At 45.4% G+C, this 26,010-nt stretch carries 28 protein-coding genes and 1 CRISPR repeat array; of the genes, 16 read left to right on the top strand and 12 right to left on the bottom strand.

Translation table 11 applies throughout. The features are described from left to right. Positions 1–32: 32 nt before the first annotated feature. The gene (locus tag DK187_RS06265; RefSeq protein WP_111606489.1) at positions 33–1,601 is read right to left on the bottom strand and encodes an acyl CoA:acetate/3-ketoacid CoA transferase; all 1,569 of its coding nucleotides are present in this window, start codon (positions 1,599–1,601) and stop codon (positions 33–35) included. 282 nt (positions 1,602–1,883) lie between these two features. On the opposite strand from DK187_RS06265, the gene DK187_RS06260 reads away from it, so the two are divergent. From DK187_RS06260 to DK187_RS06235, 6 genes are all read left to right on the top strand, one after another. After that, positions 1,884–2,921, top strand: a complete 1,038-nt coding sequence (locus tag DK187_RS06260) for a TRAP transporter substrate-binding protein (RefSeq protein ID WP_111606488.1) — start codon at positions 1,884–1,886, stop codon at positions 2,919–2,921. A 23-nt stretch (positions 2,922–2,944) separates the two neighbouring features. Further along, on the top strand, positions 2,945–3,448 hold the full coding sequence (locus tag DK187_RS06255; RefSeq protein WP_111606487.1) for a TRAP transporter small permease: 504 nt from the start codon (positions 2,945–2,947) through the stop codon (positions 3,446–3,448). After that, positions 3,441–4,760: a TRAP transporter large permease gene (locus DK187_RS06250; RefSeq protein ID WP_111606486.1), complete on the top strand. Its 1,320-nt coding sequence runs from the start codon at positions 3,441–3,443 to the stop codon at positions 4,758–4,760. Before DK187_RS06255 ends, DK187_RS06250 begins: the two co-directional genes overlap by 8 nt. A gap of 143 nt (positions 4,761–4,903) precedes the next feature. Beyond that, positions 4,904–5,359, top strand: a complete 456-nt coding sequence (locus DK187_RS06245; protein ID WP_111606485.1) for a MarR family winged helix-turn-helix transcriptional regulator — start codon at positions 4,904–4,906, stop codon at positions 5,357–5,359. A 148-nt stretch (positions 5,360–5,507) separates the two neighbouring features. After that, the gene (locus tag DK187_RS06240) at positions 5,508–6,497 is read left to right on the top strand and encodes a 2-hydroxyacid dehydrogenase (RefSeq protein ID WP_111606484.1); all 990 of its coding nucleotides are present in this window, start codon (positions 5,508–5,510) and stop codon (positions 6,495–6,497) included. Between the two features lie 119 nt (positions 6,498–6,616). Beyond that, on the top strand, positions 6,617–7,477 hold the full coding sequence (locus DK187_RS06235; RefSeq protein ID WP_111606483.1) for an inositol monophosphatase family protein: 861 nt from the start codon (positions 6,617–6,619) through the stop codon (positions 7,475–7,477). A gap of 40 nt (positions 7,478–7,517) precedes the next feature. Here the strand turns inward: DK187_RS06235 and DK187_RS06230 are convergent, their stop codons facing one another. The 3 genes from DK187_RS06230 to DK187_RS06220 form a co-directional block, all read right to left on the bottom strand. After that, a complete protein-coding gene (locus DK187_RS06230; protein WP_111606482.1) occupies positions 7,518–8,162 on the bottom strand; it encodes an ATPase in 645 nt (214 codons plus the stop codon). Beyond that, positions 8,150–8,398, bottom strand: coding sequence for a hypothetical protein (locus tag DK187_RS06225; protein WP_111606481.1), 249 nt, complete (start codon positions 8,396–8,398; stop codon positions 8,150–8,152). The genes DK187_RS06230 and DK187_RS06225 overlap by 13 nt, the downstream gene beginning before the upstream one ends. 288 nt (positions 8,399–8,686) lie before the next feature. Continuing rightward, entirely contained in the window at positions 8,687–9,586 is a 900-nt protein-coding gene (locus DK187_RS06220; protein ID WP_111606480.1) for a LysR family transcriptional regulator, read from the bottom strand. 120 nt (positions 9,587–9,706) lie between these two features. Here DK187_RS06220 and DK187_RS06215 point away from each other — a divergent pair, with 120 nt between their 5' ends. Beyond that, the gene (locus DK187_RS06215) at positions 9,707–10,573 is read left to right on the top strand and encodes an MBL fold metallo-hydrolase (RefSeq protein ID WP_111606479.1); all 867 of its coding nucleotides are present in this window, start codon (positions 9,707–9,709) and stop codon (positions 10,571–10,573) included. Next, on the top strand, positions 10,567–11,187 hold the full coding sequence (locus tag DK187_RS06210; RefSeq protein WP_111606478.1) for a DsbA family protein: 621 nt from the start codon (positions 10,567–10,569) through the stop codon (positions 11,185–11,187). Before DK187_RS06215 ends, DK187_RS06210 begins: the two co-directional genes overlap by 7 nt. A gap of 68 nt (positions 11,188–11,255) precedes the next feature. Here the strand turns inward: DK187_RS06210 and DK187_RS06205 are convergent, their stop codons facing one another. From DK187_RS06205 to DK187_RS06180, 6 genes are all read right to left on the bottom strand, one after another. Next, entirely contained in the window at positions 11,256–12,203 is a 948-nt protein-coding gene (locus DK187_RS06205; RefSeq protein ID WP_223232330.1) for a lipid A deacylase LpxR family protein, read from the bottom strand. A 254-nt stretch (positions 12,204–12,457) separates the two neighbouring features. Then, positions 12,458–13,396 (bottom strand): lipid A deacylase LpxR family protein, encoded by a 939-nt coding sequence (locus DK187_RS06200; RefSeq protein ID WP_111606644.1) that lies wholly within the window; start codon positions 13,394–13,396, stop codon positions 12,458–12,460. Positions 13,397–13,707: 311 nt separating this feature from the next. Further along, positions 13,708–15,081 (bottom strand): short-chain fatty acid transporter, encoded by a 1,374-nt coding sequence (locus DK187_RS06195; protein ID WP_111606477.1) that lies wholly within the window; start codon positions 15,079–15,081, stop codon positions 13,708–13,710. A gap of 56 nt (positions 15,082–15,137) precedes the next feature. Next, positions 15,138–16,313 (bottom strand): acetyl-CoA C-acetyltransferase, encoded by a 1,176-nt coding sequence (locus tag DK187_RS06190; RefSeq protein WP_111606476.1) that lies wholly within the window; start codon positions 16,311–16,313, stop codon positions 15,138–15,140. Positions 16,314–16,362: 49 nt separating this feature from the next. Next, a complete protein-coding gene (locus tag DK187_RS06185) occupies positions 16,363–17,028 on the bottom strand; it encodes a CoA transferase subunit B (RefSeq protein ID WP_111606475.1) in 666 nt (221 codons plus the stop codon). Positions 17,029–17,080: 52 nt separating this feature from the next. Next, positions 17,081–17,785, bottom strand: coding sequence for a CoA transferase subunit A (locus DK187_RS06180; RefSeq protein ID WP_111606474.1), 705 nt, complete (start codon positions 17,783–17,785; stop codon positions 17,081–17,083). Positions 17,786–17,913: 128 nt separating this feature from the next. Here DK187_RS06180 and DK187_RS06175 point away from each other — a divergent pair, with 128 nt between their 5' ends. The 6 genes from DK187_RS06175 (at position 17,914) to DK187_RS21560 (ending at position 23,715) form a co-directional block, all read left to right on the top strand. Continuing rightward, the gene (locus DK187_RS06175; protein ID WP_111606473.1) at positions 17,914–18,795 is read left to right on the top strand and encodes a LysR family transcriptional regulator; all 882 of its coding nucleotides are present in this window, start codon (positions 17,914–17,916) and stop codon (positions 18,793–18,795) included. Positions 18,796–19,163: 368 nt separating this feature from the next. Further along, positions 19,164–22,310: a type VI secretion system Vgr family protein gene (locus DK187_RS21375; RefSeq protein WP_223232329.1), complete on the top strand. Its 3,147-nt coding sequence runs from the start codon at positions 19,164–19,166 to the stop codon at positions 22,308–22,310. After that, positions 22,307–22,693, top strand: coding sequence for a hypothetical protein (locus tag DK187_RS06165; protein WP_111606472.1), 387 nt, complete (start codon positions 22,307–22,309; stop codon positions 22,691–22,693). Before DK187_RS21375 ends, DK187_RS06165 begins: the two co-directional genes overlap by 4 nt. A gap of 8 nt (positions 22,694–22,701) precedes the next feature. After that, entirely contained in the window at positions 22,702–23,031 is a 330-nt protein-coding gene (locus DK187_RS06160; protein WP_111606471.1) for a hypothetical protein, read from the top strand. Next, a complete protein-coding gene (locus DK187_RS06155; protein ID WP_111606470.1) occupies positions 23,031–23,408 on the top strand; it encodes a hypothetical protein in 378 nt (125 codons plus the stop codon). The genes DK187_RS06160 and DK187_RS06155 overlap by 1 nt, the downstream gene beginning before the upstream one ends. Positions 23,409–23,508: 100 nt before the next feature. Further along, positions 23,509–23,715, top strand: a complete 207-nt coding sequence (locus tag DK187_RS21560; RefSeq protein ID WP_111606469.1) for a bacteriophage T4 gp5 trimerisation domain-containing protein — start codon at positions 23,509–23,511, stop codon at positions 23,713–23,715. An 84-nt stretch (positions 23,716–23,799) separates the two neighbouring features. Here DK187_RS21560 and DK187_RS06145 read toward each other — a convergent pair whose 3' ends face one another. Together DK187_RS06145 and DK187_RS06140 are read right to left on the bottom strand one after the other, a co-directional pair. After that, complete coding sequence (locus DK187_RS06145; RefSeq protein WP_111606468.1) at positions 23,800–24,063, bottom strand: type II toxin-antitoxin system RelE/ParE family toxin; 264 nt, start codon at positions 24,061–24,063, stop codon at positions 23,800–23,802. Continuing rightward, positions 24,060–24,323: a type II toxin-antitoxin system Phd/YefM family antitoxin gene (locus DK187_RS06140; protein ID WP_198666635.1), complete on the bottom strand. Its 264-nt coding sequence runs from the start codon at positions 24,321–24,323 to the stop codon at positions 24,060–24,062. The genes DK187_RS06145 and DK187_RS06140 overlap by 4 nt, the downstream gene beginning before the upstream one ends. Positions 24,324–24,717: 394 nt before the next feature. On the opposite strand from DK187_RS06140, the gene DK187_RS21555 reads away from it, so the two are divergent. Both DK187_RS21555 and DK187_RS06130 read left to right on the top strand, forming a co-directional pair. Next, positions 24,718–24,855 (top strand): BrnT family toxin, encoded by a 138-nt coding sequence (locus DK187_RS21555; RefSeq protein WP_373289514.1) that lies wholly within the window; start codon positions 24,718–24,720, stop codon positions 24,853–24,855. Next, entirely contained in the window at positions 24,830–25,090 is a 261-nt protein-coding gene (locus DK187_RS06130) for a BrnA antitoxin family protein (protein ID WP_223232328.1), read from the top strand. Before DK187_RS21555 ends, DK187_RS06130 begins: the two co-directional genes overlap by 26 nt. 530 nt (positions 25,091–25,620) lie before the next feature. Beyond that, a CRISPR array of direct repeats spans positions 25,621–26,008; the repeat unit is 28 nt; unit sequence TTTCTAAGCCGCGTATTCGGCGGTGAAC. Positions 26,009–26,010: the final 2 nt, after the last annotated feature.

Below are 26,010 nucleotides of genomic sequence, written 5' to 3'. Positions count from 1 at the left end.
AAGATTTTCTCGCTTATCGATTATTGTTGTTTTTATGACTGAACATCGGATGCCATGATGCTGGCCAAGCCACCCCATTGCTCAGCAAAAATAGCGGCTGGCATGGTTTTCAGGTCATCGGCGATGATGGGACGAAACGCCATCATGCTCAAAACGTCGGTTTCTAAATCCAATCCGGGGGCAATTTCGGTCAGCACCATGCCTTCTGGGCGAAGTTCCAACACACAACGCTCAGTGACAAACACCACGGGCTGATGATTGGCGCGCGCGACCGCACCACTAAAGGTAATGTGATCCACGGCGTCAACAAACTTCTGCACCTTACCCTCTTCTAGCACTTTCATCTTGCCGTTTTCGAAACCAAGCTTGGCGCCATTCACCAAGGTGCCGCAGAACACCACTTTCTTCGCGCTCTGAGAAATATTGATAAAACCACCTGGCCCGACGACTTTTGGACCAAACTTACTGACGTTTAAATTGCCGTCTTTGTCGGCTTGCGCCAGTCCCAAGAAGGCAATATCCAAACCGCCGCCGTCATAAAAATCGAACTGCGCTTCGTGCTCAATAATGGCGTCCGCATTCCATGCCGCGCCAAAGTCACCGCCTGACGCGGGAATGCCACCGTATGTGCCAAGTTCTGTGGTTAAGGTGAATAAGTGAGAAACTTTTTCTTCCGCAGCAATCGCCGCAACACCATCCGGCATACCTATCCCTAGGTTCACCATGACATTGGCTTTCAGTTCCATCGCAGCACGACGGGCAATCACTTTGCGATCACTAAATGGCATAGGCGGTAAGGCATTTAACGGTACACGAGAGTTACCGGCTAAGCCTGGATTGTAAGTCGTCGTGATGGTTTGTTTATGATCTTCGGCTGGTGCGACGGTAATGTAATCTACCAATACACCGGGAACTTTGACTTCTTTAGGGTGAATAGAATGGCGCTCAGCAATGTATTTCACCTGCGCAATCACAATGCCACCGCTGTTTTTAGCCGCCTGCGCCATCGGTAAGATTTCCGCCAACATGGCTTCTTCTTCCACTGATAGGTTGCCATTTTCGTCCGCGGTTGTGGCGCGAATGACCACCACATCTAATGGGAATTTTTTATAAAGTAGCCACTCTTCGTCTTCAATATTGATGCGTTTAACCAGATCTTCTGTGGTTAAAGACGTGACTTTACCGCCACTGACCAGAGGATCGACATAAGTCCCCATACCAATTTTGGTGATGACTCCAGGCTTGTTACCCGCAATTTGACGCCACATGGTCGTCAATACACCTTGCGGCAGCAGATACGCTTCAATCGCATTGTCTGTGATCATCTGCGCCATTTTGGGCGCTTGACCGGTATGACCAGAGATCAAACGCTTCACCAAATTCGGATGCGCCATGTGTGACATGCCAGCCTCTTTACCATTACCACAACCACAGTCATGAATTAACGTTAACTGTTGTGGGTGACCTGTCTCGATGAAGCGTTGCTCAACGGCCTTAGCAACACCTTCGGCAAAATACGACATACCCACTGTAGACCAAGCTACATTGGCACCATCAGGGATTAAATTGGCGGCTTGCGCTAGGGAAATAACCTTACTCATTTTTACCCTCACATCTGTTTTATATTTGTTTAATTAGTTGGGGATTTTTTAATGTTGTACATTACAACTATTTTTATTACAAACTTTTTTTGAGGGCGTTACTTTTTTTGAATACCTTGAGTGAAAATTCTATAAAGGCGATTGTTGAAAAGCACAACAATTTGTGTCAAAAAGGTATTATTCTTAGGAAGGAATGTGAAAAAGAATGGCAAATATCACTATTTGCCATCGCTTTAACAATGAAAAAAGCACTCATATAACAAAAACAATCAGGTGATTAAAATGAATAAACTCAAACTAAAAAGCTTGGCCCTAATTGCAGGCTCTATCATGTCGATCAATGCCATCGCGGCAGATCCTGAATACACATTTAAGCTTCATCATATGCTCCCTCCCGCATCTAATGCGCACGCCAACTTCTTACAGCCTTGGGCTGAACAAGTTGAGAAGGATTCCAATGGCCGCATTAAGATCGAGCTGTATCCTTCTATGCAACTAGGCGGTAGCCCTCCACAATTATTCGACCAAGTACGTAAAGGCATCATTGACGTTACTTGGACAGTAGGTGGTTATACACCTGGACGCTTCCCCAAAGCCACTGTGTTCGAATTGCCTTTTGTGCCGGTTAACGCCCGTGTGACCAGTATGGCCTTACAAGAATACGCCGAAACCGAAATGCAAGATGAACTAAAAGATGTGCACCTACTTGCTATGCACACGCATTTCCCAGGGTCACTTCACTCCCGTGAAAAAGACATTAAAACATTGGAAGATCTAAAAGGTCTTAAAGTACGTGCGCCGAACAAAATGCTTGCTGACGCCTTGAACATCATTGGTGCCAACACGGTCTTTATGCCAGTGCCAACCATGCCAAGCGCCCTTTCTAAAGGAGTAATTGATGTTACCGCGTTGCCATTCGAAGTGGTCAAGCCACTGAAAATTCAAGAGTTGGCGACACACCAAACCGAGTTTAAAGGCGACCGAGGCTTCTATACTCAATTCTTCATTTTCGCAATGAACAAAGACAGTTACACCAAATTGCCTGACGATCTTAAAAAGGTCATTGATCAAAACTCTGGTGTACCTCTAGCTGGCTTTATCGGCGACGCCTTTGATGCTTATGAAGTGGGAGCTCGTAAAGAAGCGGTTGATCGTGGCAACACCTTCAACACCATTGAAGGGGCTGAATACGAACACTGGAAAACAACCCTTGCCCCTGTCACAACACAATGGATAGAAGACATGAACAAGGAAGGCTATGACGCTCAACGCCTTTTGGATAAAGCTAACGCTCTTATCCAGAAATACCAAAACTTTTAAGCCATCGAGTTGGATGAGTTAGCATGATCAAATTAACTGTAGACATACACAGATCTGTTCTAGGTCGTTTGTCGAATCTATTTGCGCTAACGGGTGGTTTTATCATGTTAATGCTGGCGGTGATCACCGTCGCCAGCATTATCGGTAGAACAACCATTGGTCAATCGATTGAAGGCGATTATGAAATCACTGAAATGGGTCTCGCCATGGCAATATTTCTTTTTCTGCCTGAATGTTACATCAGAAAAGGCCATGTTGTGGTTGATCTATTTACAGCACATTGCAAACCAAGCACGCTGTTTAAATTAGATACGCTGAGCGATTTGATTTTTACCGTAGTCGCGTTTCTCTTTGCCTATCGAATGAGCCTTAGCGGACTCGAAGCCAAGGAATACATGGAGCAATCCATGTTACTCGCCTTACCGACTTGGTGGATATACGTTGTTGGCGTTGTCACCATGACACTTTGTGGCATGTGTGGTCTGTATAATCTGTTCCACGCGATCGTTGGAGGCAAACATGAGTAATATTGAGCTGGCCTTTTTCATGATGGCAGCCCTGCTCGTTCTAATGAGCATCCGTATTCCGATTGCATTAACCATGCTCGTTTGTGGCGCGGTTGGCTATTCGCTTATTGGCGGCTTTCCGGCCTTGTTGGAATACCTTGGCACGGCGCCCATTTCTAAATTTTCTACTTACGATTTGTCGGTCGTGCCTTTATTTTTATTGATGGGAGAACTCGCAACCCGCTCAGGCATCACAGCGGAGCTGTTCCGTACTTGTAATACTTGGATTGGTCGTCAACGGGGCGGTATCGCCATGGCCGCCATTGCAGGTTGCGCCGCATTTGGGGCTATTTGTGGCTCATCTTTGGCAACCGCGTCGACTATGGGTAAAGTGGCGCTCCCTGAAATGAAGCGCCTAAATTATTCTGGCAGTTTAGCAGCTGGTGCTCTCGCGGCAGGTGGCACATTAGGTATCTTAATTCCGCCATCCATGGTATTGATCATTTTTGCCGTGTTAACAGAGCAAAATATTTCAAAAATGTTCATCGCGGCTTTTATACCGGGCTTTTTAGCAGCGGGTGGTTACATTCTTGCCATTGCTATCTATGTGCGTATTTATCCGAATTCCGGACCTCGTGGCGAGAAAACCACCTGGTCTCAGAAAATCAAATCCACGAAAGACGTGTGGCACATTACGGGGATTTTCTTGACCGTATTGGGTGGCATTTACATGGGGATTTTTACCCCAACAGAAGCTGCCTCCGTCGGGGTAATTTTAACCGCTATTCTTGCGCTTACTCATGGCAAAATGCGTTTAGATGGCCTGTTAGTCTGCTTAATGCGAACCGCTGTTTCTTCCGCTATGATCTTTTTCATCGTGTTAGGCGCGGATCTTTTTAGTGTCTTTATTGCCCTATCCAGATTGCCAGACTTAGGGGTTGAACTCATACAGAACTCAGGCTTATCGCCTTATACCATACTTGTCTGCATGCTATTAACTTACTTGGTAATGGGCTGTTTCTTAGACAGTCTAGCCATGATATTGCTGACCATTCCTATCTATTTCCCGATGATAATGGTGATGGATTTTGGTATACCGCAAGCGGACTTGGGGATTTGGTTTGGTATACTCGCGTTGATTGTCGTAGAGGTTGGACTGATTACACCACCAGTGGGTATGAACGTCTTTATCATTAAATCCTTTGATGATGCCCTAAAACTCAAAGACTGTTTCAAAGGGGTCATTCCCTTCTTAATCTCAGACTTTGTTAGGGTCGCCTTGCTGGTTATCTTCCCAGGCATCAGCTTAGGACTGGTTCATCTAATTGGCTAGTGGTCACCTCGACACAATAAGCAACAAAAAGCTGGCACCACGCCAGCTTTTTCACTTATAGAGTCCTAAACAGTTTAGCATTACACCAATATCAATTTTTATATTACAATGCCTGTTTATCCAATAAAAAGAATGAGACCCACATGGCTGACGATACAAAAAATACAGACCAATCGGTAGATTTTGGCATACTCAATAACCTCGTTGGCTATCGCCTACGCCGTGCCCAACTGAACTTTTTTAGCAAGTTCTCCGAAGTATGTTCTGACTTGGGTATTAGCCCGGGTCTATTTGCCATTATTGCCATCGTAGAACGCAACCCTGGCTTAACGCAAACCGCTGTGGCGCAAGCGCTTGGCAATGACAGATCCGCCATGGTCGCTGCCGTCGATAAACTTGAAAAAATGGATATTCTAGAACGCCGACCTGCTGTTAATGATCGTCGCTCGTACGCCTTATTCATGACCAAATACGGCAAGAAGTTTTTCCAAACGCTCAGTGGACGAGTCATGGACCATGAAAAAAACATGGCGTCTCGTTTAGAAAGCGAACAAGAACTCGAGTGGTTACTTAAAACCCTTGATATCTTATCTCAGTAAACAGTAGAAAAGGGGTCAGGACAGGTAAGATGCCTCGCCCCTTTTCTCTTGCGCTACGTCAAGCTTTATAAATGAAACCCAAGCGTTACCGAGGTTTTTAGGATATAAATAACAGACCCTTTTAAACAAAACGACAGGACCACGTTTTATGAAAGTTGCTGTTTTTTCCTGTAAACCTTACGACAAAAGAACCCTCGCCACCTTCACAAACGAAGCTGACTTATCCATGACCTATTTTGAAAGTCGCCTCAGCATGGAGACTATCAGCTTAGTAAAGGGCTTTGATGCAGTGTCTTGTTTTGTCAACGACGACGTCAATGCCGAGGTCATCCGTCTGTTAAAACAACAAGGGGTTAACACCATTGCCTTGCGCTGTGCAGGCTTTAATAACGTCGACCTAGAAGCCGCCAAAGCCGAAGGCATCAAGGTATTTCACGTGCCAGATTACAGCCCGACGTCCGTTGCCGAACACGCTGTCGCACTCATTATGACCCTGAATCGCAAAACCCATCGCGCTTACCACCGAGTCAAAGAAGGCAACTTTGCCCTTGAAGGACTAATGGGATTCAACCTAGCAGGAAAGACCGTTGGCTGCATCGGCACCGGACGCATCGGCGCGGCATTTTGCCGCATAATGAAAGGCTTTGGCTGTCGCGTTTTGTGTTACGACTTATCTCCGTCACAAGCGCTGATTGATCATGGCTGCGAATACATCACATTGGAAGAAATCTACCAACAGAGTGACATCATCAGCCTGCATTGCCCTTTGAACGCCTCCACCCATCACCTCATCAACAAACACAGCCTAGACAAAATGAAAGATGGCGTGATGATCATCAACACCAGCCGCGGCGCCCTGGTCCACGCGCAAGAAGCCATCGACGCCCTTTACACGGGCAAAATTGGCTACCTCGGTTTAGATGTCTATGAGCAAGAAAACAAAATTTTCTTCGAAGACATGTCTTCCCACATCATCCAAGACAGCGTCTTCCAGCTCATGCTCACCTTTCCAAACGTCGTTGTTACCGGCCACCAAGGCTACTTCACCATCGAAGCACTCAACCACATCGCCCAAACCACCGTCGACAACCTACTGCACCACCAAAGTGACAGCAGCGGCGCAAGGCAATTGGCGTAAACCTGTTAAGAAATGAGTTAACAAAAACATCGCAGAATAATCAAGATTCAATAAACCATTCGTCACTCCCATCACGTATAATTTGTGAACCTTGGAGAATGCAAAAGGAGTGACGAAAAATGAACCTCGATAAAGCAACGCAAGAAAGACTGATCAATATCGTCCGTCAAGCTGGCCAAGAGATCGTCATGCCTAATTTTCGTCAATTGAGCGCGGCGGATGTCGAAACCAAAAGCAGCCTCACCGACCTTGTCACCATGGCCGACAAAGCCAGCGAAGCCTTTATTACCAAAGAAATCCAACACGCCTTTCCAGACTGGGACATCGTCGGTGAAGAAGCCGTGGCGGAAGACCCTTCTACCACAGACAACATTGCTACCGCTGACACCTGCGTCATCATCGACCCTATCGACGGTACATGGAACTACGCCCATGGTTTATCCGAGTTTGGTATGATACTCGCTGTGGTGGTGAAAGGTGTGACACGTTTTGGCTTGCTGTACGACCCAGTAAACGATGACTGGGTTTATGCCAATCGAGGCGAAGGGGCGTTTTTTCAACGCAACGCCATGAGTAACAAAGGCACGCATCAAACGCCAACTCAAGCTCCGTTGGCCTTGCATCTCAGCACCACCGCAGAGACCGACCTCGATAAGCTCTTTGGCATCATGTCCGTTAACTCCTACACCGGACAGAAAAAACAAGACTTCGCCCTCAAAGCTAGTCGCTTTGTGCGCATCAATAACCTGCCCTCTTGCCCAGCGTATCGCCAAATCGCCCAAGGCCACTTTCACTTCAGCCTCACCTACAAAATGCTGCCATGGGATCACGCCGCTGGCGTACTGATTTACACCGAAGCAGGCGGAGTTTGTCGAACACTCGACGGCCAAGAATATAACCCAGCCATGCTAGACGGCGAAATGCTTGCCGCCCAGTCAGAACAACAATGGCAAACCTTGGCGGAGTATTTTAGGAAATAGAAAAGGATTTAAGTAGAAGATGAAATGTGATGTGCTTAGTTTAACGAATTAAGCGGACTTTTTCTTTTATCCACTTTTTGACGACATGCTCAACAAACCAATAAGGTTGTGTTTCATTAAACGCTTTCGCCTTAATATCTAGGTAGCCATCCTGCGTAACTTCTGCAATAAATGTCATTTCTGTTGACGAGTTATCGAACAAAAAACCTCGACGACAGATTGTGAGCATTTCATGAAGATTTTCTAAGCTGCGCTGGTAACGAGAAGCAATTTTGTCCTCTGGAACAGTATGACCGCCTTCCTTTACTCGCTGCTCTACACGCGCCTTGTTCAACTCAACTTCAGAAGTACACACATAGTATAAATATGACTTATAACCAATTTTTTTAGCGCCTTCTACAAACTGAATATGACTCTCATGACTCATCACTGACTCATAAGTGAACGACAAACCATCTTTCACCCAGTCATCTCGAAGCCCTACCGAAATGAATTGAGCAAGTTTTGCGGCTAAAAAAGTATTGTCTGGTAAAGTATCATCGATTGAAGAAAAAGAAATGTGTTTAGCAATATCATCAGGATTAAGATATTGGCCAAGTGGAACAGCATACTCTTCCCTGAGTAACTTAGTTAATGTTGTCTTACCAGAACCATTAGGACCAGCAATTAATCTTAGACTTGCCAAACCAGATCCTCAGCATTTAGACGAGGACGATCAGACAGTAATTTAACTTCTGTAATAGAATGATCTGGGTTACGCATGATCAATTTACCGTCTTTTACATAAGCCGCGGACACATGCGATTTTTCAGCCTGCTGAACCGCTCGACGAGAAGCTTGAGCAGCCAGCTTTTGTAAGGTTGCTAAATCGTGCAAAGGTTCTTTTCTGGATTTGCGAGAAATCATCCTGACTTTACTCATACGAAACTCCTTCCATATCACAGTGAAACACATCTATTGATATTAACACTAAAAACCTAAATCTTCACATCAAAATCAACCATACTGCGACGTTTTCGTATTAACCTAGACGATTTAAACAGCCCATATCTGATCGACTTGGTTGATGAAAACAATCTCACCAACCAAGCCTTGCTAGAACAGATAAGAGAGTCTGAGGTGGTTATTTATAAACTCTAATTAATCCTCTGATTTATACAGTCAACTTTACTGACAATTCGAATTGCGGAATCCTTTCTTTATGATTCATCACCAAGGATGCTTGGCAAAGTAGCTTTCCAAGTGGTCGATCAAGGCGCGTACATTGGGCGAAAGGTGCTTTCGAGACGAATACAGTGCGTAGATAATCAGGTCTTTGGGTTTCCATTCTGGTAGCACGTGGCACAAGCTGCCGTCGTTAATGTAGCGATTGGCTAAATAAGTCGGTTGCAGACAAATCCCCATGCCGTTAAGTGTGGCGTGTAACAGTGCCGTGGCTTCGTTGATGCTTAAACGACAATCCAAAGAAATAGATTCAAATTGGTCATGCTGGGAGAGGTGCCAGATGTGACGTTCTAAGTTTTTATACCCCAAGCAATCGTGGTGTATTAAGTCTTGCGGATGTTGAATGTTACCTATGGTTTGGCGAGAGGTTTCAAGGTAAGCCGGAGACGCCACCAGCACAGATTCACACACGGCAATGGGTTTACCAATTAAAGAAGGATCTGGGTTCGAGGCAATGCGTATGGCGAGGTCGATGCTTTTTTCCGTTAAGTCTGCGGTGCTGTCTTCTAAATCAATATCGATATGAACTTTAGGGTGTTGCGCCATGAAGTCCTGAATAGCAGGCATCAGTTGAGAAAAACCAAACGACATGCTCGAGGTGATTCGCACTAGACCAGACAATTCTTCATTGCTATTGGCGAGTGAGGTAATCTTATCGGCTTGCTCCAACCAAAGCTCGACGTCTTTTAAACAGGCTTCGCCCGCGCTGGTGAGGGATATTTTTCGTGTCGTGCGGTGCAACAAACGAATCTTCAGCCAGTCTTCCATGGCTTCGATATAGCGTGTGACCATTGGGCGCGACATATTTAATCGATCTGCCGTACGGGAAAAACTCCGCGATTGGGCAACATCAATAAAGACTTTCGCGGCTATCACTCTGTCCATCTTTTCTCACCTATTTGTACGATATAAGAAACAATCATGCTCATTTTTGTGTATTTTTCCGAGCACGTCAATTCTCTATGATGACCACATGAATTACACAATCACTCTTTGGAGAGAAAGATGAAAAAACTTATATCATTTGCCGCATCAGCCCTTATTGCTCATTCTGTCATGGCGGCAGATACAGCCCCCCTCACCTTAGAAGTCTACAATGCCAATGCAGGTAGCTTTGGCGTGACTTCTACCTTGGTTTATGGCGAAACCGAAGCCATGGTGATTGATGCGGGTTTTACTAAAGCAGACGCTCTGCGCATTGCCGCCAAAGTCTTAGACTCTAAGAAAGAACTAAAAACGATTTTTATTAGCCAAGCCGACCCAGATTATTACTTTGGCGCCGAGACGCTACACGCTATTTTCCCTAAAGCGGACATCATCACGACACCTGCAGTTAAAAAGGTCATTGAGGAAAAACTGACGGGGAAATTGGCTTTTTGGGGACCTAAGATGGGGAGCAATGCGCCCGTCAATCCAATCGTCCCAGCTGCTTACACTCAATCAACCTTAACGGTTGATGGTCAGACTATTGAGATTCGTGGGACTGAAGGGGTTTTGGCTCACCGCCCTTATCTTTGGATTCCGGCAAACAAAGCCATTTTGGGTAACGTAGCGGTATTTGGCAATATTCACTTGTGGATGGCCGATGCGCAGTCCGATGAATCTCAAGCGGCGTGGGCGGCACAGTTGCAAGAAATGCTGGCACTGAAACCGAGCATGGTGATTCCTGGTCATATGACTGCGGGCAGCAATATGGATTCCAGCGCCATTGCTTACTCACTTGACTATATTACAGCGTTCCAAAAAGCGAAGAAAGACAGTAAAAACAGCGCCGAATTGATTAAAACCATGACGGCAAAATACCCAGAGGCGCAAGGTGCGTTGAACCTAGACATCGCAGCTAAAGTCCATAAAGGTGAAATGACATGGTAACGGTACACTACTTTTTCGACCCCATGTGCGGTTGGTGCTACGGCGCGTCTCCTCTGGTAGAGGTGCTAGCCAATACGCCTGAATTCGACATTATTTACCACCCGGGTGGGATGATTCCAAAGCGTGCCATTGACTCGTCTTTTAGGCAGCATATTTTGCAAACTGATAGCCAAATTGCCGCCATGACGAACGTGCACTTTGGTGAGGCTTATAAGGCAAGAGTGTCAGGTGCAGGTGATTATGTGGTGGATTCTTACTCGACAACACGCGCTTTTTTCGTTGGCCGAGAAATGGGCATCGAAGCACACAAAATGTTAGCCGCTCTTCAAGTCGCCCATTATCAAGATGGTAAACATTTGGATGAATGGGATACGTTAGCAGAGCTTGCTGTCTCAATGGGGTTAGACAAAGCCACATGGAACGAAAAAATAGCGGCCTCTGAAGCCAATATGATCGACCAAGTACAGGAAAGCCATCGATTAATGGACAAATGGCGAGTCAGTGGTTACCCAACGTTTATCATAGAAAAAAATAGTAAGTTCATTTGGCTAGAGCACAGCAAGTACTATGGCAAAACACCAGAGTGGAAACATTATTTAACCACTTTTATCTGATCATTCTAATGCCCTACAACCTTCTTTGCATGAGTAAAGAAGGTTTTCTTATGCTTAGCAACAAACCGTTAAATCTGCCAAGCAAAGGTTAACGTGCCATAACGCGTATACTTATCCATTTCTCGATCATGCTCATCGCCACTAAAGCTAAAGGGAGAATTAATGGCAAAAGACAAGGCGGCATCTCCCCAAGAGTAAGTGACTCCGGAAGTGAACATATTGTTGTTATGATCGTAATCTATCGAGCGGCTGTCACGAAAGGTATTTCCGTCGGTGAATATTTGGTTAAAGGTATAACCAGCTTCAACACCCGCAAAAACAAACCAGCCTTTGCCAACGGCAATGGGATTAGACGTTCTAGAGTCAACGAGTAATACAGTAGAAAAAGAGTCATCAAGACTTCGACCATAACGCAACATGAAGCCGCTGCTAACAGAACTTCTTAACGTACCAACACTCATTGCTGCGCCCGTTAATAAGTCTGTATGACCACTATCGGATACCCAAGAACGCCAAGTTCGACCACGCGATAACTCAAATACCACTTCATTTTCTAATTGTGTATCCCACCCTTTTGGCTTTTTAGCACTGATCACCCGATGCACCGCTTTTTGAGTTTGCTCTCCCATTGCGAGAGGCCCAACCAGTCCAATGGTGGTAGCGACTCTGTCGGCATAATCCGGCATAACAGCAATATAAGTATTGGTAAAACTTAATAGAGCTGAATAAGGAAAGGTCCCCTCTGCCGGTACTTCTGCTTCGATATCGTAGGGCGTTGTCAGTGTTTGACCGCCACTGTAGACGTTAACCGAGGCACTCGAATGTTGACTTGGCATACTCCACATCAAAGGCGTCACCATAAAACCAGGGTGCTGCGTCTTATCAGGGGAGTCATTAACGTCAAAATAAGAGACATAGATTCCGTTGGTGTAACCATTGTCTTCATTGACAAAAAAGTCATTGTCTAATGTCGCTGAAAGCCAATGCGTATCAGCGTATGCAGGTACTCCAAACAATAAAGAGACACCTAAAAAATAATGTTTAAACAAGGTTATATTGTTCTTTCTATGCTTTTTTTCACTCTGCATGTCCAACGTTCACTACCTATTCAAATGCAAAAATTTGACCGCATTATAAAAGGGATTCGTGTTAAAAACTTGGGTAATTGGCCTTTATAACATTTAAATCGCAATAGCAGGATTTTCTAAGAATTTTGCCCCTAAACTTACTCGTTGTTTGCAAATAGTCCGCAATCAAATTGGGGAACACACTAGAATTCCCATACCAAGGTCAAAGTTCCAAAACGATTTAGCCGCTCAGTTTGACGACTATACTCTGTATCATCATCTGAAAACGATGAAAGATAAGCAAATGACAAAGAACTATCTCGCCCTATAGTGTAGGTAATGCCTGTCATAAAAGTGTTATAGTTATGATCATAATCAATAGATCGACTGTCCCGAAACGTATTGCCATCAGTAAAGATTTGATTAAAAACATAATTGGCAGAGACACCCGCATACACAAACCAACTATTATTGACAGCAATTGGATTAGAAGCACGAGAGCTTGCCAGCGAAACCGTTGGGTAAGAATCTCTAAGATTTTGGCCAAGACGCAACATTATGGCCGCATTAACCCCACTGCTAATCGTTCCAACACTTAATTGCCCGCCAGCCAACAAATCCATAGTATCAGACCTAGATGCCAAAACGCGTATCGCACGACCACGAGAAAAACCAAACACGAATTCATTTTTTAATTGAGTATCCCAACCCATTGGCTTTTCAGCACCAATCAGTGCATGAAATTCTGTTTGCGTCTGCTTACCCTTTGCTGCGGGTCCGACAATACCAACAGAGGTGCTTACCCAGTCAGTAAAACGGGACCCCACAACAATATGCGTGTTGGTATATTTTAATAAGCCTGAATAAGGTAGTGATCCCTCTGGAGGGTTAGCCTGAGTAATGTCTTCAGCAGTCGTTAACGTTTGCCCTATACTGTGTACGTTTATTCTATTTTCTGCGTACCCTCTTGGCATTGTCCACAGAAGTGGACTTACCCAAAAGTTGGGTCTTAAACCAACGCCCACGTTATAAAGAGAAAAATATAGGCCATTAGTATAACCATTGTCTTTTCCCACGAAGACATCGTTATCGAGTGTAATAGAGGCAAAATTCGTATCCGCATAGGTATTTACTCCATACATAAAAAGAACCACAACCAAACACTTTTTTAGCCGCGTACCTTTAACAATATTAAGCTGTGTATTCTGTTTGACGATCATCAAGCACTCGTTAAGCAATAAAATGATCGTTATTGTAAACGAACTTACACCAAATACTCATGCACATAACATCTATAACATTTCAACACATCCGTACGAGAAGCCACATTATAAATGCCTTGAAAACGCCAAAAGACATGACTCAGAAGAGAAAAAATAAAAGCAAAAGCCACCATTCAGATGCTAAGAATGGTGGCTTTTGAATACGAAATGGAATGCAATGGTACGCTTTTTTAAAAAATTAAGAACCCAAGTGAAATAATCACACCAGACCCGATCAAGGCCATCAAGCAATAACCCATCACGTCTTTTGCACCCAGCCCAGCAATCGCTAACGCTGGCAATGCCCAGAATGGTTGAATCATGTTTGTCCACGCATCGCCCCAAGCAATCGCCATGGCGGTTTTCGCCGCATCCACACCCAACGCTGCGCCCGCTGGCATCATGATAGGCGCTTGTACCGCCCATTGACCGCCACCGGAAGGAACAAAGAAGTTCACTATGCCGGCACTCAAGAAAGTGAATAGAGGGAAAGTCGTCTCATTCGAAATGGACACAAACGCCTGAGAAATTACACCAGCCAATGACGCACCAGAATCTCCTGTTGCCGTCATCATGCCCATAATTCCAGCATAGAATGGGAATTGCAGGAGGATACCTGAACAGTTACGGGCGCCTTGGGAAATCGAAATCAACAAGCTTTTTGGTGTGCCATGCAGCAAAATGGCAGAAAACAAAAAGATAAAATTAACCAGGTTCAAATTCAGTGCAAAACCATTATCGATAAAATAATAAATAATGTAAGCAAAGCCCATTACACCTAATACTAACGACAAAACACGGCTATTTTCCAAACGCTCCGCTGGCGTCATGTCGGCTTTATTGGGTGTATCAACGGCAGGTTCTTTCAACAATTCAGCGTCAATCGTAATGGTGTCTTGTGGCGCTGGGTGCATCAAACGATTTAATAAGGGAATCGTGATAAACATCACTGCCAAAATAGTTAAGTTCATCGTGGAGAAAATAGTCTCAGAGGTTGGAATCGCAGCCGTCACCGCGCCATTAGTGACTTTTTCTATGTTCGCACCGCCCGCAATAGACAAGGGAATGGAACCCGACAAGCCACCATGCCAGAACAAAAAGCCACTGTAAGCAGAAGCAATCAACAAACGATAATCCACCCCCTTTACACGAGCGGCAATTTCTTTGGCGAAGATAGCTCCCACCACCAAACCAAATCCCCAGTTTACCCAGCATGCCATCGCGCTGATCACTGTGACCAAGATAATCGCTTGGCCAGGGGTCGTTGCCACGCCTGCCAACATAGCCAATTTACGTTTAAATGCTGGCGCGCTCGCCATGGCATGACCAGTTACCACCACCATCGCCATCTGCATCGAGAAGCTGAGCAAATTCCAAAAGCCACCCGCCCAAGCGTTCACCACTTGCATAGGGCCCTGCCCAGTGCTTGGCATCACAAAAAGAAAGACCACAAAGGTCAATACAATGGCAAAAATGAAAGGGTCAGGAAGATAACGCTGTAAAAGCGCCACGAAGAACTGACTGACTTTTTGCAAACCGGTTTGTTTTTGTTCGAGAGTATTCATTGATATTTCCTATTTATTATATTTTTTATTGGACAAACACATGAGTTAACGAATGATCAACGCGACACCAGCATCGCCACGCCCATACCGCCACCAATGCACAAGGTCGCCAGGCCTTTTTTCAGGTCTTGGCGTTGCATTTCATGCACTAAGGTCACTAGAATTCGACAGCCAGAAGCGCCTATGGGATGACCCAATGCAACGGCACCACCGTTGACGTTGACCTTGCTGGCATCCAAACCAAGCTCTTTGTTGACACACAAAGCCTGCACCGCAAACGCTTCATTGGCTTCGATCAAGTCCAAATCCGCTACCTGCCAATTGGCTTTGCTTAATACTTTTTGCGTTGCTGCAATCGGGCCGGTTCCCATAATGTCAGGATCAACCCCCGCACTGCTCGCGGCTTCAATCACCGCAAGAACAGTCAATCCCAAACGTTCAGCTTCTGCATCCGAAGTGACTATCACCATGGCGGCCCCATCGTTCAACGTGGAGGCATTACCTGCCGTGACAGTGCCTTCTTTGGCAAACGCCGCACGCAGTTTGCCAAGAGATTCAGCGGTAGTATCAGGACGAATTTGTTCGTCCGCATCAACCATAAGCGGCTCGCCTTTGCGCTGAGGGATTGAAATAGGAAGAATCTCTTCAACAAATCGACCAGCAGCCTGAGCTTGCGCCGCTTTTTGCTGGGAGTTTGCCGCAAAGGCGTCTTGCTCTGCACGACTAATATCCCAACGCTGGGCAATATTTTCAGCGGTTTGTCCCATGTGATAATCGTTAAACGCATCCCACAAACCGTCGGTCACCATGGAATCCAACAATTCCCAGTTGCCCATTTTTTTGCCTGAGCGACTATTGGGTAAGACATGTGCTGCTTGGCTCATGCTTTCTTGTCCGCCCGCCACGACCATTTTAGCGTCGCCATTCAGCACAGCTTGTGCCGCCAGTTGCACGGCTTTTAACCCCGAACCACAGACCTTGTTAATCGTCATGGCGGATACATACTTTGGTAATCCTGCATGAATCGCCGTTTGGCGAGCCGGATTTTGACCGCAGCCCGCTGCCAGTACTTGGCCTAAAATGACCTCATCAATGTGCTCTTTAAGTAACGGCTGCTTTGCCAACATACCAGACAATAATTGTGTTCCAATTTGAACAGCGCTAAGGGAAGATAAAGCGCCATTAAAAGCACCGATGGGAGTTCGTGCTGCAGCAATGATAACGGCTTTCATATAAAGCTCCTGTCGTTATTATTTATGATTCGGCTGATGATTGATCGCTTTAAAGAGAGACAAACGTCATTTCTGGTACATGATCTGGCACGATGAGCTTGCCTTGAGTTTTGGCAATAATATCTTCTACTGACACACCCGGTGCTCTTTCTTTCAAGACAAACGCGCCCTCTTCGATTTCCAGCCAAGCCAAATCGGTCAGGACTTTTTTGATACAGCCTTTGCCAGTCAGTGGCAAAGAGCAATTAGACAAGAGTTTGGATTCGCCATCTTTCGAGGCATGCGTCATGGTGACAATGATATTCTCAGCACCCGCGACCAAATCCATCGCGCCGCCCATACCTTTGATCAGTTTGTTGGGTATCATCCATGAAGCAATATTGCCGTTCACGTCGACTTCAAAGGCACCCAATACCGTTAAATCTACATGACCACCACGGATCATGGCAAAGGATTCAGCGGATGAAAAAATCGACGCACCTTTCACTGTGGTCACCGTTTGTTTGCCCGCATTGATCATATCTGCATCAATGGTCTCTTCGGTGGGAAACTCGCCCATACCAAGCAAGCCATTTTCCGATTGCAGCATGACGTCCATATTTTTCGGCACGTAATTAGCAACCAAGGTAGGAATACCGATGCCAAGGTTCACGTAAAAACCATCTTGTAATTCTTGGGCAACACGTTGCGCCATTTGCTCTCTTGTCAGTGACATAGGAAACCTCTTTTTATTATGTTGTCTTGCTCTGTTGTCTTGCTCTTTTATTTTAGTAAACGGCTTTAACGGTTCTTTTTTCGATGCGTTTTTCAAACGTACCCAACACGACTCGATCCACATAAATGCCCGGTGTATGGATATGAGCAGGATCGAGCTCGCCCACTTCGACAATTTCTTCCACTTCTACGACGGTGATTTTGCCGGCCGTCGCGGCAAGAGGATTAAAGTTTTGCGCGGTATGGCGGTAAATGACGTTACCGTAACGGTCGGCTTTCCAGCCTTTCACGATGGCGAAATCACCAACAATAGCTTCTTCCAACAAGTATTCGCGGCCATTAAAAACTTTGGTTTCTTTGCCTTCCGCGACCGGTGTGCCGACGCCTGTGGCCGTATAAAAAGCCGGAATACCCGCACCACCAGCGCGCATTTTTTCCGCCAGCGTACCTTGAGGCGTAAGTTCGACTTCCAGCTCACCGTTCAATAATTGCTTTTCAAACAAGGCGTTCTCGCCCACATAAGACGACACCATTTTACGGATTTGCCTGTCTTCCAACAGAATGCCCAAACCAAACCCATCGACACCGCAATTGTTCGACACGACGGTTAAGCCTTTGGTGCCTTTGCGTTTGATCTCAGCAATCAGATTTTCAGGGATGCCACACAGGCCAAAGCCACCTGCCAGTATCGTCATACCATCTTCTAGTCCGATCAAGGCGTCTTCATAAGAAGCAACGACTTTGTCAAAACCGGCCATAGTTCTTCTCCTAATTTGTTATTTTTAGCTTCCAGCCAGTTTGACCTAAGGACATAAATTAATTAAATTTGTTTTTTCTATTTATTAATAAGTTTTTCAAAACAATAATCACAAAGAAGTATTTTTAAATGAACGTCAAACAAGTAAAAGCTTTTCTCGCTGTCGCCGAGTCCATGAGCTTTGCCAGCGCTGCCACTCAGCTGCATTTATCACAGCCCGCTTTAAGCCTATCGATTAAAAGTTTAGAAGATAATTTAGGTGGAAAGTTATTGACTCGCACAACACGCCATATCGCCTTAACACCAGAAGGCGAAGCCCTAGTGCCACTAGCCAGACGATTGTTAGCACAATGGGAAAACGCCGAAGACGAAATGAAGCAACGCTTTGCGTTGCAATTGGGGAAAATAACCATTGCTTCCATGCCATCGTTTGCCGCGTCATTGCTGCCAAAAGCGATTCGTAATTACCACGCATCCTACCCAAGCATTCAGGTCGCCATTGATGATGTGTTATCCGATGTCGTGGTCGAAATGGTCCGTAATAACCAAGTAGAACTGGGAATTTCTTTCGAACCAAGTAACCTTGTGGATTTGTCTTTCCATCCCCTTTATGAAGACAGATTCATCGCCATCTTACCCAAAGATCACCCACTGGAAACCCAAGAAACGATTGCTTGGCAAGCCCTGTTAGAATACGACTTCATCACCTTACAGCGCCCTTCTAGCGTGCGCACCATGATAGAAAATACCCTTCAAGAAGCAGGAATCGAACTCAACGTCGCCTTTGATGCGCACCAATTAGCCACCGTGGGACGCATGGTCAGCGAAGGTATGGGCGTGGCCGTCGTTCCCGCCTTATGTCGACAACAAGCCATAGAACAAGGCGCCATCTGCCGACCCGTAATAGAACCGGAAATTCGCCGACGCGTTGGCGTCATCTGCCAACCCAGATCCAACCTCTCCATCGCAGCAGCCGCCATGTTAGATGTGCTGATCAATACTTATGCTTAAAAATCCATATGCATTTAAAGCTAATGATCAATACAAAGATTCCTTTTATATAACAAACAGGCAACATATTGCTCGCTGGGCAGTTTTTCGCTCGACTTCAAGCAAACTATTGCTCGGAGGCGTGTTGATTTCCAGCTAACCATTTGTAATTACTAACTATTTAAAACTGGCGTTTATCTTGCTTTATGGGCATGTGTTTCACAAAAATGGCTTACTATTTTATTAATGGTTCACAATTCTTACGCAATTATCACAAGCATCGGGGTAGATGGTCTGCTCTGAACGTGAATAATGAACTGTTTAAGATGCGCACTTCACGACTTGCATTCTACACATTGGATTGACCCGTCATAACAAAGGAAACTGGTATGGCTACATTGACGTTTACATTGGCTCTCGACGGAATAGAAGAAGACACCCTCGTCGTCCGAGAATATCAAGGGCATGAATCGATCTCCGATTCCCTGCTAAAAGATGGTTCGCCTTGTTATGGCTTCCGTTACCAGCTGGCGCTTGCCAGTCGTCAATCGGACCTGTCTGCCGATACCCTCGTCGATAAAAACGCGGAGTTACGCCTGTTTCGCAATGGCGAACTGATTCAACGAGTACACGGCATTGTGCGTCAGTTTGAAAAAGGCGACACCGGACATCACTTTACTTACTACGGCTTAACCCTTGTTCCTGCTCTAGAGCGTTTGTCTTTACGTCACAACAGCCGTATTTTCCAAAAGCAAACCGCCCAAGCCATCATTACTCAACTGCTGGATGAAATGGGCATCACAGAGCATCTTTTCGACACACAACGCGCGCCGCTTGAGCGCGAGTTCTGTGTTCAGTACCGTGAGACCGACCTAGACTTTTTACATCGACTGGCGGCTGAAGAAGGCTGGGTCTACTACTTTACCCACGAAGAAGGCAAACACCTTTTACACTTTGCCGACCAAAGCCAAACGCTCCCCAAGCATCCCAACACCATCCCGTACAATGTTTTATCCGGTGGTGGCTCAGACGATCTTTACATCTCTACTTTGACGCACCATACACAAAGCTATCCAAGCCAAGCCGTCCTGAAAGACTACAGCTTCAAAAAGCCTGACTACCGCTTCTTGCATCAACAAGATGGCGAGAACATGGATTATCAGCTGCCCAATTACGAACACTTCGATGCCCCAGGGCGTTTCAAAGACGACGTGACAGGCAAAGCCTTCTCTCGTATTCGTCTAGAATACCTGCGCCGCAGTGCGCGGACCCTCGTAGGAAAAAGCAACCACGCCGGCATCCAAGCTGGTATGAAAATCACCCTCGAAGGGCACAACGAAGACACCATCAACCAAGAATGGCTGCCCGTCTCTGTCGAACACCACGGCACCCAACCGCAAGTCTTGGAAGAAGAAGGCCAATCGGGCAGCACCACCTACAACAATCGCTTTACCTTCATCCCAGCCACCACCAACTGGCAAGCGACACCACAACCCAAACCCAGCGTCGATGGCCCGATGATGGCGACCGTGGTTGGCCCAGAAGGGGAAGAAATCTTCTGTGACGAACACGGGCGCGTCAAACTGCACTTCCCATGGGACAGATACAGCGAGGCCAACGACCACAGCTCGTGCTGGGTACGTGTCTCTCAAGGTTGGGCAGGTAACCAACATGGCATGATGGCCATCCCCAGAATTGGCAGCGAAGTGATTGTCAGCTTTTTAAACGGTGACCCAGACCAACCGATTGTTACTGGCCGTACGTTCAACGCCAAGAATACGCCGCCGTACTTACTACCAGATAACAAAACCAAAACCGTATGGCGCAGCGACACCCACCAAGGGGAAGGCTTCAACGAGATCTCATTCGAAGACCAAGTCGACAATGAAAAAGTCTATGTACACGCGCAAAAAGACCTCGAAACCGATGTCCTCAACGACAGCATCACTCACATCGGTCACGACCAACACAGACAAATCGACAACGACCGCTTCACGCAAATCGGCGGCGAAAACGGCACAGGCAATGACCACCTGACCATCAAGGGTGAAAGTCGTCACAAGATAGACAAAGACCACACCCTCACCATCGACGGCAGCTTGCAGCAAAAGGTCGGCTCGAAAGCCGTGCTGGATGCCGCTAATGAAATTCATCTAAAAAGTGGCAGTAAAGCCGTTATCGAAGCGACCTCGGAAATGACCGTCAAAGTCGGTGGTAACTTCATCAAAATAGACGCTTCTGGTGTGCATGTCGTGGGTTCAGCGATCAACTTTAACTCAGGTGGCAATGCCGGATCTGGCAGTGGGTTTAGTGGTGTGGCACCTGAGTCTCCACTTGGAGTCGCGTCACCAGAATACAATGCCGACCTAGAAGCGCCTAAGGGGAATATCGCGCCAGATACCCCGGTGTCAGCTATGCCAGCCGCAGCTATGACTTCTGTATCAGATAAGACAAGTACGGAAACTAAGGGCGATGACGAAGCCGTGGAAGAAGAAACGCCTTTTGAAGCGGGTTATCTTATTAACGATAAGACAACCACCCGCCAGCAGCTTTATTATGATCATGTATCCGATAAGGATGTGTTCCATCTAGCTGTACTGTTTAATAAAAACAATATGCACCTGAATTCAGATAACGTATTGCCCGGTGAAATGGTTATTTTGGCCAGTAAGCCAAAAACGGATGAAGACAAAGAAAAACTTAAGCTACTCAAGGAGCAAGCCAAACTCGCTAGCAAAGAAATACAACAACTGACAAAGGAAGAAGCACAAACCGCTTATCACCACTTTCAGTTATTAGATTACATTAACAAAGACAACATTGGCATGGGGACGGCTGGCTTTGGTGTTGCATCCGCCTCTATGGGACAACGTTTTGATAGCTTAAAATCCGTACTGGAACAGCTTAATCAAAACTACTTGAACAACACTCAAGTTGGTGTGGGTGGAAAAGCCAGCTTTACCCCTACTTTTTACCAGAACCGACAAGCTTTATTCGGTCAACTTGATAATGCATTAGAACGCTTAACTATGAGTAAAATCAACATTGGCGACCACCCCCAAATCAAACACACCTTAGGACTGTCCAGTAAATCGATTATCCATAACTGGGATACGGTATCTGCCAAAGGTGAAGTCCCTGAACTGGGCAGGCGTATTGGGCAAGCCGCAAAAATGGCAAAAGGCGCGAAAGCAGTGGGCTGGTTGGCGGTAGGAGTAGACGGTGTGATTGCTGTCGATAATATTAAAGAAGCTTGTACTGGTGATGACACGAGCCAATGTGAAGTGGTGAGTTATAAAGAAACTGGAGGTTTTGCAGGTAGTGTGGGATTTGGTGCCATAGGTGCCGATATTGGCGCGGCTGCCGCTGTCGGTCTAGCGGTCTTTTTAGGGGTTGCCACAGGTGGGGTTGCGATTGTTGCGATTGGCTTCTTAGGCGCTGGGGCAGGCGCATATGTTGGCAGTAAAGCTGGAGATAGTGGTGGCGAAGCTTTTGGTGAAATGGTGTATCAAAAAAAGATGGAATATTTTAAATGATTTGGATCTATGCTCTGGTTACTCACTCTATACTGCCTTCTGCCTTTTTTGCTCTTTGGCAAGCAATTAATATGCTTTATGTTATTTTTTTTCCTTCAAAGTTTGTTGATGGATATTTTTCTTATAAGCCAGATATTGTTGAAATCCACATTTTGTATCGGCGCAACTCTATTTATATGCTGAATATGTTGCGCTATCTGTTTGGCATTGAGCGCCCACCAATGCCTTGGTATTCGAAGATTAATTCGGTCTTTTGCGCTTTGGGAATTTTAGCAAGCATTTGGGCTATGATTATAGTGACTATAGACAGTAATATTTACCCATTTATAGATAGATGGACTGACATTGTAGCCGCAGATGGCAGATTTGGATTTCAAAAATAGCAAAAGCCGTGGGCTGGTTGGCTGTAGGAGTAGACGGCCTAATTGCTGCCGATAATATTAAAGAGGCCTGTATCGGCGATGACACCAGCCAATGTGAAGTGGTGAGTTATAAAGAAACTGGAGGTTTTGCAGGTAGCTTGGGAGGAGGAATGGCTGGAGGAAAAATCGGTTCAGCAGCAGCCGTTGGTTTAGCTGTCTTTTTAGGTGTGGCCACAGGTGGCGTTGCGATTGGCTTTATTGGCGCAGGCGTTGGTGCCTACGGTGGAAGTAAAGGTGGTGATGCCTTTGGTGAAATGGCAGGCGAAGCAATATACCAATTTAAAAAGGATAACTTTTAATGCTGTGGTTCTATTTTATAGCAATATACTCCATACCATTTGTTGGTTTTTTTGGGCTTTGGCAAGCAATTAATATGCTTTATGTGATTTTTTTCCCTTCGCAATTTGTGAGTGGATATTTTGCCTATAAACCAGATAGAGTTGAAATCCATATCCTGTATCGGCGAAATTCCATCTATATGCTCAATATGTTGCGTTATTTTTTTGGTATTGAACGTCCACCTATGCCTTGGTACGCCAAGATCAATACGGTATTTTGTGCTTTGGGAATATTGTTAAGCTTATGGATATGTATTCTCATAACCCTTGAGCATTACTTACATCTTATCAGTCTAGAAGAATGGAAAGACGTATTACGTGCTAACGGATTGTATTAGTAGCTCTGCTCTTTGGGTGTGTGAACGACTGTACGCACTTTATAATTCAAAAAGTCTCTAACCAGACCGCAAAACAAAAACCGTGTGACGCAGGATTTTTTTGAACAGGAAAGGCCTCCAAGGGGAAGGCTTCAACGGTTTTTTACAAGGGATGTCATTCGATGACCAAGTCAACAACGAAAAGATCTATGTGCACGCGCAAAAAGACCACGAAACCGACGTGCTCAACGACAGCATCACCCACATCGGTCACGACCAACACAGACAAATCAACAACGATCCGCCACTGCCATGCTGGATGTGCTGATCAATACCTATGCTTGATCGCGTCTAGCTTGAAACATAATAACCTTGGATAAACTATTAGACTGCCTCACCATTACCAGCAAAATCATGCACCATAATGCGTTTTTGCTCGAACAATCAACACAACACAGCGACCATTTTCAATTCGGTAAACAATTCGATCTTGGAAACTAAGACGAACAGAGTAATAGCCCTTTAAATCTCCCACCAGTGCCTTTCCGCTTTCCGGTGACACCGCAATTTTATGCCGCAAAATATCTTTGAGTTTGCTCTTTAACTTTGGCGCGAGCTTGGCAACCTCTTTTTGGGCCTGCTTAGTGAACTCAATCTGATAGCGTTCACCACTCACAAAGGCTCTCCAAACACCTCTTCAAAGCTCACTACCTCACCCGCATTTGCTTCAAGAACAGATTGATTAAACGTCTGCTTAAAATCAGGTTGCGACAAAAGATACAGTGTTTCCTGCAAACCTTCATAATCCTCAGCTGACATAATGACGGCATTGCCTGATTTATGCTGCACTTCGATAATGTCATGTTGCTGATTCGTTTGCTTAATGAGCTCAAAAAACGTTTTTCTTGCTTCTGTCGCCGTTATTGTAATCATCATTCACCCTCCAAAAACGTACCGAATAATGTACCACTAGTTCTTATTGGAGTAAATAACAAACCCTAGAGCTGCATGAGGGGCACGACCTTAATCTGCCAATTTCATTCATCTTTTTTATCTGTATAAGAAGAGAAAGTTGAAAACCTCAGTGATAAATGAACTTCATGTTTAAGCATATCCCCTGTAGCCCTGCTTTATTTATTGTAGTAACAAAAAATTTTTGCTCTTTTATTTTTTGTTACTACAATAAATAGCATGAAGATTGAATATGATCCAAACAAAACCAAGCCGACATGACAAGTCGAGGAATTGACTTCGCTATTGCGGTTGATTTCGATTGGCACACTGCACTAGTGATACAAGATGAGCGACACAATTATGGCGAACACGCTATATCGCCATGGGCCAAATTGATGAACGCATCCACGTACTGGTTTTTACGGTGCGTGGTGAAGTTATCCGTGTGATAAGTCTTCGTAAAGCCAACAAAAAAGAGGTGAAGCACTATGAAAACCAAACCAGAAATGATTGACACAGACAATCCAGAATGGACAGAAGACACATTTAAAAACGCTAAGCCAGCAAGCGAAGTATTGCCCAATGTTGTCGCCGCTTACCGTCGTGGCAGACCAAAAGCCGATAATCCAAAAGTGTCTACCACTATCCGTCTTAGCCCTGATGTTATTGAGTATTTCAGGCACCGTGGTAAAGGCTGGCAATCACAGATTGATGACGTACTAAAAGAGTATGTTGATACCCATAGGTAATAAACCCTAAGGCTGCATAAGGGGCACGACCGTGATCAGGTATGTAAGATTATTTAGCCTACAATTGGTTGATTTATATTGTTTTTTGTAGGTCGTGGCTTTAGCCCGACAAGACGTAATTTGTCGTGGCGAGTTTTTTGTCGGCATGCTATTTTTTCAGGATAAATCGCGACCTACAAGACTGACGGAAGTCGTTTAACGACAGCCTTGAATACGGCTGTCGTTAAAGGTAGCGAGCATATTTTGTAGGCATGATGAGGGAGGTACGACCGTGATCAGGCATGTAACATTATTTAGCCAACAATTGGTTGATTTATATTGTTTTTTTGTAGGTCGTGGCTTTAGCCCGACAAGACGTAATTTGTCGTGGCGAGTTTTTTGTCGGCATGCTATTTTTTTTTCAGGATAAATCGCGACCTACAAGACTGACGGAAGGCGTTTAATGACAGCCTTGAAGGTGGGAACCCATAAACCTAAGCAGCGTACTCGGCGATGAACCAAATCGAAGATCAAGCGCCAACTACCTAGTTTTTCTAAGCCGCGTATTCGGCGGTGAACTAAACGGCGGTGATATTCGCCAAGGGCTGTACTTTCTAAGCCGCGTATTCGGCGGTGAACCTACTGCTAGCCACAGCTTTGCTGTGTTTGATTTTCTAAGCCGCGTATTCGGCGGTGAACAAAAGTTAAAGCTAAAAGGTTCGTTCTTGCATTTTCTAAGCCGCGTATTCGGCGGTGAACAAAAGTTAAAGCTAAAAGGTTCGTTCTTGCATTTTCTAAGCCGCGTATTCGGCGGTGAACAAAGAGCGCCCTATTCTATTCAACACAGACATTTTCTAAGCCGCGTATTCGGCGGTGAACGATAACTGTGTGTGCTCTGCTTTTAACGTAGATTTCTAAGCCGCGTATTCGGCGGTGAACAA

The organism is Marinomonas arctica (genome assembly GCF_003259225.1).
Taxonomy (GTDB): domain Bacteria; phylum Pseudomonadota; class Gammaproteobacteria; order Pseudomonadales; family Marinomonadaceae; genus Marinomonas; species Marinomonas arctica.
The sequence above is the reverse complement of the archived record's forward strand: the minus strand, read 5'-3'. Positions and strand labels throughout refer to the sequence as shown.

Excerpts from the sequence above, each read along its gene's own strand:
- DK187_RS06265 (WP_111606489.1), bottom strand. The coding sequence starts at position 1,601 with ATGAGTAAGGTTATTTCCCTAGCGCAAGCCGCCAATTTAATCCCTGAT.
- DK187_RS06260 (WP_111606488.1), top strand. The coding sequence starts at position 1,884 with ATGAATAAACTCAAACTAAAAAGCTTGGCCCTAATTGCAGGCTCTATC.
- DK187_RS06255 (WP_111606487.1), top strand. The coding sequence starts at position 2,945 with ATGATCAAATTAACTGTAGACATACACAGATCTGTTCTAGGTCGTTTG.
- DK187_RS06250 (WP_111606486.1), top strand. The coding sequence starts at position 3,441 with ATGAGTAATATTGAGCTGGCCTTTTTCATGATGGCAGCCCTGCTCGTT.
- DK187_RS06245 (WP_111606485.1), top strand. The coding sequence starts at position 4,904 with ATGGCTGACGATACAAAAAATACAGACCAATCGGTAGATTTTGGCATA.
- DK187_RS06240 (WP_111606484.1), top strand. The coding sequence starts at position 5,508 with ATGAAAGTTGCTGTTTTTTCCTGTAAACCTTACGACAAAAGAACCCTC.
- DK187_RS06235 (WP_111606483.1), top strand. The coding sequence starts at position 6,617 with ATGAACCTCGATAAAGCAACGCAAGAAAGACTGATCAATATCGTCCGT.
- DK187_RS06225 (WP_111606481.1), bottom strand. The coding sequence starts at position 8,398 with ATGAGTAAAGTCAGGATGATTTCTCGCAAATCCAGAAAAGAACCTTTG.
- DK187_RS06220 (WP_111606480.1), bottom strand. The coding sequence starts at position 9,586 with ATGGACAGAGTGATAGCCGCGAAAGTCTTTATTGATGTTGCCCAATCG.
- DK187_RS06215 (WP_111606479.1), top strand. The coding sequence starts at position 9,707 with ATGAAAAAACTTATATCATTTGCCGCATCAGCCCTTATTGCTCATTCT.
- DK187_RS06210 (WP_111606478.1), top strand. The coding sequence starts at position 10,567 with ATGGTAACGGTACACTACTTTTTCGACCCCATGTGCGGTTGGTGCTAC.
- DK187_RS06200 (WP_111606644.1), bottom strand. The coding sequence starts at position 13,396 with ATGTATGGAGTAAATACCTATGCGGATACGAATTTTGCCTCTATTACA.
- DK187_RS06195 (WP_111606477.1), bottom strand. The coding sequence starts at position 15,081 with ATGAATACTCTCGAACAAAAACAAACCGGTTTGCAAAAAGTCAGTCAG.
- DK187_RS06190 (WP_111606476.1), bottom strand. The coding sequence starts at position 16,313 with ATGAAAGCCGTTATCATTGCTGCAGCACGAACTCCCATCGGTGCTTTT.
- DK187_RS06185 (WP_111606475.1), bottom strand. The coding sequence starts at position 17,028 with ATGTCACTGACAAGAGAGCAAATGGCGCAACGTGTTGCCCAAGAATTA.
- DK187_RS06180 (WP_111606474.1), bottom strand. The coding sequence starts at position 17,785 with ATGGCCGGTTTTGACAAAGTCGTTGCTTCTTATGAAGACGCCTTGATC.
- DK187_RS06175 (WP_111606473.1), top strand. The coding sequence starts at position 17,914 with ATGAACGTCAAACAAGTAAAAGCTTTTCTCGCTGTCGCCGAGTCCATG.
- DK187_RS21375 (WP_223232329.1), top strand. The coding sequence starts at position 19,164 with ATGGCTACATTGACGTTTACATTGGCTCTCGACGGAATAGAAGAAGAC.
- DK187_RS06165 (WP_111606472.1), top strand. The coding sequence starts at position 22,307 with ATGATTTGGATCTATGCTCTGGTTACTCACTCTATACTGCCTTCTGCC.
- DK187_RS06155 (WP_111606470.1), top strand. The coding sequence starts at position 23,031 with ATGCTGTGGTTCTATTTTATAGCAATATACTCCATACCATTTGTTGGT.
- DK187_RS06140 (WP_198666635.1), bottom strand. The coding sequence starts at position 24,323 with ATGATGATTACAATAACGGCGACAGAAGCAAGAAAAACGTTTTTTGAG.
- DK187_RS06130 (WP_223232328.1), top strand. The coding sequence starts at position 24,830 with ATGAAAACCAAACCAGAAATGATTGACACAGACAATCCAGAATGGACA.